The organism is Paraburkholderia atlantica, from assembly GCF_009362785.1.
GTDB classification, from domain to species: domain Bacteria; phylum Pseudomonadota; class Gammaproteobacteria; order Burkholderiales; family Burkholderiaceae; genus Paraburkholderia; species Paraburkholderia atlantica.
Window position 1 is genome coordinate 492,804 of sequence record NZ_WHNQ01000001.1, and the last position, 13,274, is coordinate 506,077.

Here is a 13,274-nt window from a genome sequence, read left to right on the forward strand (position 1 = left end):
GCACGTGGCGGCAAGCATGCCGAACCCCGTGCCGAACGGCCTCGCGAATCCCCGTCACGGGCTTTCGGACAGGGGTTGCAGGAAGTCCGCCCGACGCTTTCCCGTGTGTTACATTTCGTCGTTAACACGCAAAACTACCATACGCCCAGCCGCCGCAGCATGTCCGAGCGAAACGAATCCGCCGACCCGCAAGCCCCATCGCAGGTCCGGCATGGGAGCGGAAGCGACCACATCGTGCTGCGTCGGACGTTGCGCGTGCTCGCCACGCTCGCACTCGTCGTCTACTTCATCGCGGGCGGAGTGTTTCTGGGCTTGCGCTACGTCGTGCTGCCGCGCATCGACACGTTCCGGCCGCGCATCGAAGCCGCGGTCTCCGACAAGCTGCGCACCCAATTCACGATCGGCCGGCTCGCGCCGCATTGGAGCGGCTTCCAGCCAGGGCTCGACGTCACCAACCTCGTCATTCGCGATCACGACGGCCAACCCGCGCTGACGATTCCGCACGCCACCGCGACGGTATCCTGGCGCTCGCTGTGGGAGTTTCATCCGGCGCTGTCGAGCCTGATCGTCGATCAGCCGGACGTGCTGGTGTCGCGCAGCGACGACGGCGTGCTATCGGTCGCGGGCGTGCCGGTGCCGACGCGCCACAGCGGCAACGACGCGCTGTCCACCTGGTTGTTGCGTCAGCAGGCGATCGTCGTGCGCGGCGGCGTGCTGCGCTGGCGCGACGCGACGCGCCACGAACCCGAACTGGCGCTGCGCGACATCCGCATCGCGATCCTCAACGACGGCCACGACCACCGCATGGCGCTGCAGGCGCCGCCCGACGGCCAGGTGCTGAAGGGCCCGCTCGACTTCCGCACGCACTTTCGCCACGCGCCGCTGTCCGCGATCGGCAAGCCGATCAACTGGACCGGCCAAGTGTATATGTCGACCGGCCCGGTCGATCTGCCGACGCTCGCGCGCTACGTCGAATTCCCGATCGAGACGTTCGCCGGCCGCATCGACAATGCAATCTGGATCGACTTCAGCGAAGGCCGCATGAATCAGGCGACCGGCCAATTGAGCGGCAACGACGTCGCGATGCGGGTGCGTCCGACCCAGCCGAAGCTGCTGGTGCCGATCGCGCACTTTCTGTGGCGCGTCGAGTCAGACGCAGGCGAGTACCGGCTGCAGTTGTCGGACCTGCGTGCCGAGCTCGGCCAGCCGCCGCTCGAAGACGGCACGCCGCTCACGCGTATCCTGCGCTTCCGGACCCTCGACAGCCGCTATCGCACCGCGTCTCAACAGCACGGGCAGCTTCTGAGCATCAGCGGCGATCGCGTCGATCTCGGCATCCTCGCCGAATTCAGTCGCGCGCTGCCGTTGCCGCGACAATTTCTCAATGAACTCGTGCGCATCAATCCGCGCGGACTTGTCGCGAACTACGTGATCGAGGTCGAGCGCGGCAAGCCGGAATCCGGAGAAGTCGGCAGCGACCATCGGCCGACGGGTGCCGAGCCGATCGAGCGTTATCGCTTCAAGGGAGATCTGCAGGGCATCAGCTTCGCCGCCCAGGAGCCGGGGCCGGGCCTGACGCCGCGCGGCCACCCGCGCGCCGGCGTTCCCGGCATCGAGAACCTGTGGGGCACCGTCGACGCCAACGAAAAAGGCGGCCACGCGAACCTCGATACGTCCAACGTGGCGCTCACGCTGCCGGGCGTGTTCGACGATCCGCGTTTGACGCTCGCGCGTCTGCGCGGCCGCGCCGAGTGGACGATGGGCACGAAGGCACCGGGCGACACGCGTCCCGCGTTCGCGGTCAAGCTCAACGATTTCAGCGTATCGAATCCCGACGTCGACGCGAGTGCCACCGCGAGCTACAGCAATCCCGGCCACGGCCGCGGCTCGCTCGACCTGAAAGCCGACTTCCAGCGCGCGCAGGTGACGCGCATCGCCCGCTATCTGCCGACCGCGGTCAGCGAAAGGCTGCGCATTTACCTGGGCCATGGCTTGCAGGCCGGGGTGTCGCGTGGCGGCACGATCGAAGTGCACGGCGACCTGACCAAGTTCCCCTACGCGCGCGACCCCGACGCCGGCATCTTCCACATCGTCGCGCCGTTCACCGGCGGCAAGTTCGATCCGACGCCATTCCCGCCGCGCAACATGCGCAATGGCACGCCGAACGTTTGGCCGCCGCTCGACGGCATCGACGGCGTGTTCGAACTGAAGCAGAACGTGCTGCGCTTCGACATCGACCGCGGCCGTTACAAGCGCGTCGCACTGACCGGCGTGAACGGCCGCATCGACGACCTCGGCACCAAAGGCTCGAACCTCACCATCCAGGGCAACGGCCGCGGTCCGCTCGCCGACATGCTCGACTACGTGAACCGCAGTTCGCTCGGCATCATGGCGCGGCATCAGACCGAAAAGATTCGCGCGGACGGGCCCGCGTCGCTGGCGCTGAAGCTGACGATTCCGCGGACCCCGAAGCCGCATGTCGGCGTCGAAGGCGCGCTCGGCTTCCTGAACAATCGCCTGAGCGTGAGCAATGCGCCGCCGCTGTCGCGGTTGAACGGCCGGGTGCGCTTCACCGAACGCACCGCCGAGGTCGAGCGGCTCTCCGGACAGTTCCTCGGCGGCGACGTGCACGCCAACGGCGGCTTGCGGCAAGACGGCACGTACGCGCTCGCGCTCAACGGCCACATCGCCGTCGATGCCGCGCGCGAGCTGCATCCGCCTGGCGCGGCCGCGCAGGTGCTCACGCATATGAGCGGCAGCGCGCCTTATGCGTTGCGCGTCGCCGGCGCGAGGGGCCGCCTGCCGCAGGTCAGCGCCAACTCGGATCTGAGCGGCCTCGCGCTCGATTTCCCAGCGCCGTTCAAGAAGCAGGCCGGCACTCCGATGCCGCTGCACTTCTCCGTCAATCCGTCGACGGTGCCGGGCGAGGCCGGCCTCGAACGCGCCGACCTGACGTTGGGGCCGGTCGCCGCCGCGTATCTGCTGCGGTACCGGCCGAATGCGCAGCCGCGTACGCCGCCGACCGTCGTGCGTGGCGCGATCGGCGTGAACCGGCCGGTCGAGCTGCCGTCAGAGGGCGTGGTCGCCGCGGTCGACATAAAGGAGTTCAATGCCGACGCCTGGCGCGCGCTCGCCGCGCAACTGCGCGCGGGCGCGGCCGGGGCGAATGGCGTGAACGGCGGCAATAGCGCCAGCAGCGCCAGCAGCGCCACCAACGCCACCAACGCGAATAGAGCAGCCACCCCCGCCGCCGCGCCGAATCCGATGCTCACGCAGTTCCTGCCGAACCGCTTCGCGCTGCACATCGACACGCTGACGCTGCTCAAGCGCCACTGGGACAACGTGATCGTCGGCGCGTCGCATATGGACCGCACGTGGCAGGCGAACATCGCGTCGAACCAGGTGTCCGGCCATGTGTCGTGGCTGCCGGGCGCGACCCGCGAATCACCGGGCGAACTGCAGGCGCGCTTCGCGCGCGTCGTGATTCCGTCGGTCGAGGACAAGGACCTGCTCGGTCCAGCGATGTCGGCGCCCGCGCTGAACATGCCGTCGATCGATCTGGTCGTCAACGAGCTGATCGTGCACGATCGCAACGTCGGACGGCTCGAGGTCGACGCGCACAACTACGACGAGAACGGCGTGCCGGTCTGGCAGCTCGACAAGCTCGACGTGACGAACCCCACCGCGACGCTGACCGCGACCGCGAACTGGCGCACCTCGACCGAGCTGCCCATCTCGGCCGACGAAGCCACGCCGCGTCGCACCGTGTTCGATTTCAAGCTCGACATCAAGGACGCCGGCGCGATGCTCGAGCGCTTCGGTCTGCCGAGGACGCTCAAGGGCGGCATCGGTTCGATCCAGGGCAAGGCCGTGTGGCAGGGCGGCCCGACCACGATCGACTATTCGACGCTGAACGGCAACCTCGCGCTCGATCTGCGCCACGGCCAGATCCTGAAGGTCGATCCGGGCGTCGCGACGCTGCTCGGCGTGCTGAGCCTGCAAAGCCTCGCGCGCATCGCCACGCTCAATTTCCGCGACGTGATCGGCGAGGGCCTGCCGTTCTCGAGCGTGACCGGTACCGCGCAGATTCATGACGGCATCGCCCGCACCGAAAACTTCAGGATGGTGACCGCGCCGGCCCGCGCCGAGATGGTGGGCTCGGTCGACATCGCGCAGAGAACCCAGGACCTGCACCTGCACGTGATACCGACCGTCAGCGCCGGCTCCGCGGTGATCGCCGCGACGATCATCAATCCGCTGATCGGCCTCGGCGCGCTGATCGCCGATGTCGCGTTCTCGCAGGGGATACAGCATGTGTTCGCGCGAGACTACGCGATCACCGGTTCGTGGTCGAAACCGCAGGTTCAGCGGGTGACGGGCGAACGGGGTAAGATTGACGCTCCGGCTTCGACCGTGGAAGCGCACTGAGCTTCGGTTTTCCCGGCGCCGCTGTCTCGTTCCACGCGGCCGCTCGTGCCGGTCTGCCGACTCGATGCGCGAACGGGACCGAGCCAGCCCAGAACCATGCGGCGCCCGCGCTTCATACCGCCGCCCGCCGGGAGTCTTTCGACACGCTCATGAGCGAAACACACGTCACTTCATCCGCATCCGCCGCAACGTCCAGCGGTCCTGTCGCCAGCCCCTTCCGGGTCGCCGCGCTGCAGATGGTCAGCACGCCGGATCGCGATCGCAATCTCGCCGACGCAGAGCGCCTGATCGCCGAAGCCGCGGCCGACGGCGCGCAGCTCGTGCTGCTCCCCGAGTATTTCTGTTTCATGGGCTTCAAGGACACCGACAAGCTCGCCGTCCGCGAGCCGCATCAGGATGGCCCGATCCAGCGCTTTCTCGCCGACGCCGCGCGCCGCCACCAGCTCTGGGTGATCGGCGGCACGCTGCCGCTGAACGCGCCGGAGGCGTCGCGCGTGCTGAACACGACGCTGGTGTTCGATCCGCTCGGCAACGAAGCCGCGCGCTACGACAAGATCCACCTGTTCAACTTCGAAAAAGGCGAAGAATCGTTCGACGAAGCGCGCACGATTCGGCCCGGCACCTCGGTGCAAAGCTTCGAGGCGCCATTCGGCCGGGTCGGCCTGTCGGTCTGCTACGATCTGCGCTTTCCCGAGCTGTACCGGCGCCTGGGCGACTGCGCGCTGATCGTGGTGCCGTCGGCGTTTACCTACACGACCGGCCGCGCGCATTGGGAGCTGCTGCTGCGCACCCGCGCGATCGAAAACCAGTGCTACGTGCTCGCCGCGGCGCAAGGCGGCAAACATGAAAACGGCCGCCGCACCTGGGGCCACAGCATGCTGATCGACCCGTGGGGCGAGATCGTCGCGGTGCGCGACGAGGGCGCCGGCGTGGTCGCGGGCAACCTCGAACGCGCGCGCATCGACGAAGTGCGGCAGAGCCTGCCGGCATGGCGTCATCGCGTGCTGACCTGAAACCGACATTGAAACTGCGGCGCCTGCCACGCATATAAAGATGCAGGCGCTCCCCGACCCCTTCGTATCGAGCAGAACATACTTCGCATGAACATCATCGAACCCGGTATCCGTAATCTCGCCGCCGCCAAGGACATCCTCCTCACGCCCTATGGTCTCGACGAGTCGCTGCTCACGCGCACGCTCGCCGAAATCTTCACGCACCGCGTCGACTACGCGGACCTGTACTTCCAGACCACCCGCAGCGAAGCGTGGAGTCTCGAAGAAGGCATCGTGAAATCGGGCAGCTTCAGCATCGACCAGGGCGTCGGCGTGCGCGCCGTGTCGGGCGACCGCACCGCGTTCGCCTACTCGGACGACTTGTCGCCCGAAGCGATCCGCCAGGCGGCCATCGCCACGCGCGCCATCGCCAAGGCGGGCGGCGGCAAGCAGAAGATCAAGGTGGCCTCGTCGCTGACCGGCATCGCCGGGCGCGATCTGTACCTGCCGTCCGACCCGCTGCATTCGCTCGACGCCACCGCGAAGGTCAAGCTGCTCGAGCGCATCGAACAGATGGCGCGCGGGCGCGACCCGCGCATCCAGCAGGTGATGGCGGGCTTGGCCGGCGAATACGACGTGGTGCTGGTCGCGCGCAGCGACGGTGGCTTCGCGGCCGACATCCGGCCGCTCGTGCGCGTGTCGGTCACCGTGATCGCCGAGCAGAACGGCCGCCGCGAAATCGGCAGCGGCGGCGGCGGCGGGCGTTTCGACTACGGCTATTTCACCGATGAAGTGCTGTCGCGCTACGTCGACGACGCAGTGCACGCGGCCCTCGTCAATCTCGAAGCGCGTCCGGCGCCGGCCGGCGCGATGACCGTCGTGCTCGGACCGGGCTGGCCTGGCGTGCTGCTGCACGAGGCGATCGGTCACGGGCTCGAGGGCGACTTCAACCGCAAGGGCTCGTCGGCATTCGCGGGACGCATCGGCGAGCAGGTCGCCGCGAAGGGCGTCACCGTGGTCGACGACGGCACGCTGCCGAATCGCCGCGGCTCGCTCAATATCGACGACGAAGGCAATCCGACCCAGTGCACGACGCTGATCGAGGACGGCATCCTGAAGGGCTACATCCAGGACACGCTGAACGCGCGCCTGATGAAGATGCCGGTCACCGGCAACGCGCGGCGCGAATCGTACGCGGCGCTGCCGATGCCGCGCATGACCAACACATACATGCTGAATGGCGACAAGGACCCGCAGGAAATCCTCGCGTCCGTGAAGAACGGCCTGTATGCGGTGAACTTCGGCGGCGGTCAGGTCGACATCACGAACGGCAAGTTCGTGTTCTCGGCCTCGGAGGCGTACATGATCGAGAACGGCAAGATCACGTATCCGGTCAAGGGTGCGACGCTGATCGGCAGCGGCCCGGAATCGCTGAAGTACGTCACGATGATCGGCAACGACATGAAGCTCGATTCGGGCGTCGGCGTGTGCGGCAAGGAAGGCCAGAGCGTGCCGGTGGGCGTCGGTCAGCCGACGCTGCGCATCGAGAAGATGACAGTCGGCGGCACGGCCTGATCTCGCGACGAATGCACGCTTCGCGCACCGAAAGTGCCAAGCGTGCGGGTTTTCCGCATTTTTCGACGTCCCGGCTTGTCAGCCGAGCCTGTACCGGGTTATAAAGTCACTCACCCTTTTTTGACCAGCGACGCATTCACTTCGCCATGTCCGCCAAGTTTTATTTTTACTTTTTTTGGTATCTCAGACCGCTGGCGGATCGAGAGGGGTGTTAGTGCACGCAGGACACCGAGAATTCCCGAAAAACCGCCAGCTAGCCTGGCGGTTTTTTTTCGCCTCAAGCTTTTCCATACCTATCTGACCCACGCGAACACGCTACAAACCGATTCAGGAGAATCACATGCCCCCGCACAATACCGATGATGTCCGCATCCGCGAATTGAAGGAACTCACGCCGCCCGCTCACCTGATCCGCGAATTTCCCTGCGACGAGACGGTGTCCAACGTGATCTACGAATCGCGCACCGCGATGCATCGCATTCTGCACGGCATGGACGACCGTCTGATCGTCGTGATCGGCCCCTGTTCGATTCACGATCCAAAGGCCGCGATCGAATATGCGGGGCGTCTGATCGAGCAGCGCAAGCGCTTCGCCGGCGAGCTCGAAGTCGTGATGCGCGTGTACTTCGAAAAGCCGCGCACGACGGTGGGCTGGAAGGGTCTCATCAACGACCCGCATATGGACAACAGCTTCAAGATCAACGAAGGCCTGCGCACCGCGCGCGAGCTGCTGCTGCGCATCAACGAACTGGGTCTGCCGGCCGGCACCGAGTACCTCGACATGATCAGCCCGCAGTACATCGCGGATCTGATCTCGTGGGGGGCGATCGGCGCGCGCACGACCGAATCGCAGGTGCATCGCGAGCTGGCTTCGGGACTGTCGTGCCCGGTCGGCTTCAAGAACGGCACGGACGGCAACGTGAAGATCGCCGTCGACGCAATCAAGGCCGCCTCGCAGCCGCACCACTTCCTGTCGGTCACCAAAGGCGGGCACTCGGCGATCGTATCGACCGCGGGCAATGAGGACTGCCACGTCATTCTGCGCGGCGGCAAAACGCCGAACTACGACGCCGACAGCGTCAATGCGGCCTGCGCGGACATCGGCAAGGCGGGTCTCGCCGCGCGTCTGATGATCGATGCGAGCCATGCGAACAGCTCGAAGAAGCACGAAAACCAGATTCCGGTATGCGCGGACATCGGCCGTCAGATCGCCGCGGGCGATGAGCGGATCGTTGGTGTGATGGTGGAGTCGCACCTCGTCGCGGGTCGCCAGGATCTGAAGGAAGGCTGCCAGCTCACGTACGGCCAGAGTATTACCGATGCATGCATCGGCTGGGATGAAAGCGTCGCCGTGCTCGAAGGCCTTGCCGAAGCGGTCAAGCAACGCCGCGTTGCGCGCGGCAGCGGCAACTGAACGCCTGCCCCGCCGCCACAGCGGGGGCTTGTCGGTAGTCCGTAGAAAACCCGGTTCGATTTCGAACCGGGTTTTTTATTGGCCATTCGGACGAATGGTGCGAAGCCGGACGCCTCGCTATCGTCATAGCTCGTTGCCAGGTCGCTTGCATCACTTGACCGGGCTGGAGAGTACGTATAAGATTTTATACATGAGGTGGCGATGGCGCAGGGAAAAGAAATTCGCTGGTTAGGCTCCAGCTACCGTGATTTGCTTGCTTTTCCCAATGAAGCGCGTCGTCTCGCCGGGTTTCAGCTTCACAAGATTCAGTCAGGACTCGACCCTGACGACTGGAAACCGTTCGAGTCTATCGGCGCGGGAACGCGCGAAATTCGCATCAGAGACGAGGACGGCATTTTTCGCGTGATGTACGTGACCAAATACGCCGAAGCGCTGTACGCGCTGCATTGCTTTCAGAAGAAAACGCAGAAGCTCGGGCCGCGCGACAGAAAAATTGCCGAAACGCGCTATCGCGCCATCACCCATTACAGGACCACCCAGCCATGACGATCGACACCAACATTCGTCACGTAACGCGAGCCGGCGCGAACGTGTTCCTCGAACTCGGTTTTTCCGCCGAGGAAGCGAAGCGCCTTCACGCGGCGTCGCAAAAGCAGATCAACGACACGCGGCTGCTCAAGGAACAATTGATGACCGAGCTGTCCACGTGGATCGAACAGCATCATCTGAAGCAGGCCGAGGCGGCCGAAATTCTGATGGTGTCGCGCCCCCGCGTGTCCGACGTCGTCAACAAGAAAACCACCAAGTTCACGATCGACACACTCGTTGAAATGCTGAGCCGCATCGGCAAGCCGGTCACCCTCGCCGTCGGTTGAGCTTGGGCTCGTGCGAAGCACCGCGCGTGTCTATGCGCGCATGCGCGTCGCCACTCAAGGCGCGCCGCGATCGTGCTGCCACAGCACGTCAGTGCCACCGTCCGCGCGATTGAGCACGCGCGCCAGCACGAACAGCAGATCGGACAGCCGGTTCACGTACTGACGCGGCGCCGCGTTCAGCGCCTCGTGTTCGCCAAGCGCGACGATCGCGCGCTCCGCGCGGCGGCAAACGGTACGGCATACATGGGCGAGCGCAGCCGCGCGCGAACCGCCCGGCAGAATGAATTCCTTCAGCGGCGGCAGCGTGGCGTTGTAGTCGGCGAGCCAGCCGTCGAGCTGAGCGAGATGTCGCTCGGTGATCATCGTGTGACCGGGAATGCACAGTTCGCCACCCAGATCGAACAGGTCGTGCTGGATTGCGACCAACGCTGCGCGTACGTTCTCGGGCAGGTTTTCGCACAACAGCAAGCCGAGATTCGAATTGAGTTCGTCGACGTCGCCGATCGCGGCGATACGCACGCTGTCCTTGCGCACGCGGCGGCCGTCGCCGAGACCGGTGGTGCCGTCGTCGCCGGTGCGAGTGGCGATCTTGCTGAGGCGATTGCCCATGATGTCTCCCTTGCATTCAGTGGCGATGCGGCGGCCACGTTTGTCCATATTGCGCGCATCGCGAAATCGCCGCCATTATATGAGCGGAAGCCCGCCCAGCGCCGCCAGGCGGGCGGGCGAACGGCGTAAAATGAAACAGCTGCTGCAAACAGGCTGTTGCCTAAAGAAACTTTCATGGAACCGGAGAGGCGTTGAAGCGCCAACTCCGCTCGACAGGAGACATGCGTGAACCATCCCGTACCGCCGGCACCGCTACGCCGGCCGTTTCCCGCCGAATTGCTGAACCAGCTCAAAGCCGCTTTCGGCGATCGGGTCTCCGTTGCAGAAGCCGTGCGTGCGCACCACGGCCGCGACGAATCGCCGTTCGATCCGCAACTGCCTGACGCCGTCGTCTTCGCCCGCACGGCCGAAGACGTGCAAACCGCCGTCAAGCTGTGCGGCCGGTACGACGTGCCGATTATTCCGTACGGCAATGGTTCGTCGCTCGAAGGACATCTGCTCGCCGTGCAAGGCGGCGTGTCGATCGATCTGTCGGAGATGAACCGGGTGTTGTCGATCAACGCCGAAGACCTGACCGTCACCGTCGAGCCCGGCATCTCGCGCAAGCAACTGAACGAAGCGCTGCGCGACACCGGCCTGTTCTTCCCGATCGACCCGGGCGCGGACGCGAGCATCGGCGGCATGTCGGCGACCCGCGCGTCGGGTACCAACGCCGTGCGCTACGGCACGATGCGCGAGAACGTGCTCGGCCTGACGGTCGTGCTCGCCGATGGCCGTGTGATCAAGACCGGCTCGCGCGCGCGCAAATCGTCGGCGGGGTACGACCTCACGCGACTGTTCGTCGGCTCGGAAGGCACGCTCGGCGTGATCACCGAAATCACGCTGCGCCTCTATCCGCAGCCGGAGGCGGTGTCGGCCGCGGTGTGCACGTTCCCGTCGATGGGCGATGCGGTGCGCGCGGTCATCGAGACGATCCAGATCGGCGTGCCGATCGCACGGGTCGAGTTCGTCGATTCGCTGGCGATCCGCTCGATCAATCGCCATTCGAATCTGACGCTGCGCGAGGCGCCCACGCTGTTCTTCGAATTTCACGGCACCGAGGCCGGCGTCAAGGAACAGGCCGAACTCGTGCAGGAAATCGCCGCGCAGAATGCCGGCGAAGGCTTCGAATGGGCGACGCGCCCCGAAGACCGCAGCCGCCTGTGGAACGCGCGTCATAACGCCTATTTCGCGATGCTGCAGCTGAAGCCCGGCTCGCGCGCGGTGACCACCGACGTCTGCGTGCCGATCTCGCGTCTGGCGGAGTGCGTGGTCGAAACGGAGCAGGATCTGTTGGCGTCGCCGCTGCCCTGCCCGATCGTCGGCCATGTCGGCGACGGCAACTTCCACGTCGCAATCCTGATCGATCCGGACAAGCCCGAAGAGCTCGAAGAAGCCGAGCGCCTGAACCATCGAATCGTGCAGCGCGCGCTGCGCATGGACGGCACCTGCACCGGCGAGCATGGCGTCGGCCTGCACAAGATGGGCTTTCTGCTCGAGGAGCACGGCGACGTCGCGGTCGACACGATGCGCTCCATCAAGCACGCGCTCGATCCGCGCAATCTGATGAACCCGGGCAAGATCTTCGCCTGGACGGCGGCCTGATCGACATTGCGAAGGCCGGCCGCGGCAAGCCGCCGCCGGCCTGAACACGCAAGTGACGCGAAGCAGGCCGCACGAAACAGCCGGCTCGAACCTGGAAGCCGGACCGGCGCAAGCCACGAGGAGACAACTCACATGAACGCACCCGCTGAACTGTCGGCCGAAGTCCTCGCGCAGCGTCAGCGCGAAGTCGTGCAGGCGCTGATGGCTGTGTTGCCGACCCACTGTCTGCTGTATCGCGAGGAGGATACCGTCGCGTACGAATGCGACGGCCTCGCCGCGTACCGTCGTCTGCCGCTCGCGGTCGCGCTGCCGGAAACCGAATCGCAGGTGCAGCGCATCGTGCAGATCTGCCATCGCCTCGAAGTGCCCATCGTGCCGCGCGGCGCGGGCACCGGGCTGTCCGGCGGCGCAATGCCGATTCGGCACGGCGTCGTGGTGTCGCTCGCGCGCTTTCGCAAGATCGTCGAGGTCGACCCGTATGCGCGCATCGCGACCGTGCAGCCGGGCGTGCGCAACCTCGCGATCTCCGAGGCCGCCGCGCCGTATGGCCTCTACTACGCGCCGGACCCGTCGTCGCAGATTGCCTGCACGATCGGCGGCAACGTGTCCGAGAATTCGGGCGGCGTGCATTGCCTGAAGTACGGCCTCACCGTGCACAACGTGCTGCGGGTGCGCGCAGTGACGATGGACGGCGAGATCGTCGAATTCGGCTCGCTCGCGCCTGACGCGCCGGGGCTCGATTTGCTCGCGGTGCTGATCGGCAGCGAGGGCATGTTCGCGATCGTCACCGAGGTTACCGTCAAGCTGATCCCGAAGCCGCAAACGGCGCAGGTCATCATGGCAAGCTTCGACGACGTCGTCAAAGGCGGCGACGCCGTTGCCGGCATCATCGCTGCGGGCATCATCCCGGCCGGCCTCGAGATGATGGACAAGCCCGCCACGCGCGCGGTCGAGGAGTTCGTCAACGCGGGCTACGACCTCGACGCGGCGGCGATCCTGCTGTGCGAATCGGACGGCACGCCCGAGGAAGTCGCGGCCGAGATCGTGCGCATGACCGCGGTGCTGCGCGAGCACGGCGCGACCCGTATCCAGATTTCGCGCACGGAAGCCGAGCGCCTGCGCTTCTGGTCCGGGCGCAAGAACGCATTTCCGGCGGCCGGCCGCATTTCGCCGGACTACTACTGCATGGACGGCACCGTGCCGCGCCGCAGTATCGGGCCGCTGCTCGCGCGTATCGAGGAGATGGAGAAGACCTACCAGCTGCGCTGCATCAACGTGTTTCATGCCGGCGACGGCAATATGCATCCGCTGATCCTGTTCAATGGCAACGACCAGGACGAGTGGCATCGCGCAGAGTTGTTCGGTAGCGACATCCTCGAAGCTTGCGTCGAACTGGGCGGCACGGTGACGGGCGAGCATGGCGTCGGCATCGAGAAGATCAATTCGATGTGCGTGCAGTTCTCGCCGGAGGAGCGCGACACGTTCCACGCGGTCAAGCGAGCATTCGACGCGCCCGGTCTGTTGAACCCCGACAAGGGAATTCCGACGCGGGCGCGCTGTGCCGAATACGGCAAGATGCACGTGCGCGGCGGTCTGCTGCCCCATCCCGAGCTGCCGCGCTTCTAACGGCTCGCGTTTGCATTGCGCATCCACCGTGCGCCGTGCCCGCGCCGATGCGGGCGCGGCGCTTTGCGCCGCCCCCTTCAGACCGATGCCACGCCCCGTCACATGCGGGTG

The 13,274-nt window shown here is 65.8% G+C and carries 9 protein-coding genes; 8 read left to right on the top strand and 1 reads right to left on the bottom strand.

Translation table 11 applies throughout. From position 1 onward, the window contains the following. Positions 1 to 159 precede the first annotated feature (159 nt). From GCT19_RS02215 to GCT19_RS02240, 6 genes are all read left to right on the top strand, one after another. Positions 160 to 4,428: a YhdP family phospholipid transporter gene (locus GCT19_RS02215; RefSeq protein WP_152850896.1), complete on the top strand. Its 4,269-nt coding sequence runs from the start codon at positions 160 to 162 to the stop codon at positions 4,426 to 4,428. 149 nt (positions 4,429 to 4,577) lie between these two features. After that, positions 4,578 to 5,441, top strand: a complete 864-nt coding sequence (locus GCT19_RS02220) for a carbon-nitrogen hydrolase family protein (protein WP_026227993.1) — start codon at positions 4,578 to 4,580, stop codon at positions 5,439 to 5,441. Between the two features lie 87 nt (positions 5,442 to 5,528). Then, complete coding sequence (tldD, locus tag GCT19_RS02225) at positions 5,529 to 6,995, top strand: metalloprotease TldD (protein WP_018431885.1); 1,467 nt, start codon at positions 5,529 to 5,531, stop codon at positions 6,993 to 6,995. A 340-nt stretch (positions 6,996 to 7,335) separates the two neighbouring features. Further along, entirely contained in the window at positions 7,336 to 8,409 is a 1,074-nt protein-coding gene (aroG, locus tag GCT19_RS02230) for a 3-deoxy-7-phosphoheptulonate synthase AroG (protein ID WP_018431886.1), read from the top strand. A gap of 201 nt (positions 8,410 to 8,610) precedes the next feature. Further along, positions 8,611 to 8,955 carry a type II toxin-antitoxin system RelE/ParE family toxin gene (locus tag GCT19_RS02235; RefSeq protein ID WP_152850897.1) on the top strand — a complete coding sequence of 115 codons (345 nt, stop codon included), beginning with the start codon at positions 8,611 to 8,613 and terminating at the stop codon, positions 8,953 to 8,955. After that, positions 8,952 to 9,284, top strand: coding sequence for a helix-turn-helix domain-containing protein (locus GCT19_RS02240; protein ID WP_008923434.1), 333 nt, complete (start codon positions 8,952 to 8,954; stop codon positions 9,282 to 9,284). Before GCT19_RS02235 ends, GCT19_RS02240 begins: the two co-directional genes overlap by 4 nt. 54 nt (positions 9,285 to 9,338) lie before the next feature. On the opposite strand, the gene GCT19_RS02245 is transcribed toward GCT19_RS02240, so the two are convergent. Next, positions 9,339 to 9,893, bottom strand: a complete 555-nt coding sequence (locus GCT19_RS02245; RefSeq protein ID WP_026227994.1) for a cob(I)yrinic acid a,c-diamide adenosyltransferase — start codon at positions 9,891 to 9,893, stop codon at positions 9,339 to 9,341. Between the two features lie 225 nt (positions 9,894 to 10,118). Between GCT19_RS02245 and GCT19_RS02250 the strand changes: the two genes are divergently transcribed. Further along, positions 10,119 to 11,537, top strand: a complete 1,419-nt coding sequence (locus tag GCT19_RS02250; protein ID WP_321576737.1) for an FAD-linked oxidase C-terminal domain-containing protein — start codon at positions 10,119 to 10,121, stop codon at positions 11,535 to 11,537. 132 nt (positions 11,538 to 11,669) lie between these two features. After that, positions 11,670 to 13,163, top strand: a complete 1,494-nt coding sequence (locus GCT19_RS02255; RefSeq protein ID WP_013088487.1) for an FAD-linked oxidase C-terminal domain-containing protein — start codon at positions 11,670 to 11,672, stop codon at positions 13,161 to 13,163. The last annotated feature ends 111 nt before the right edge of the window (positions 13,164 to 13,274 follow it).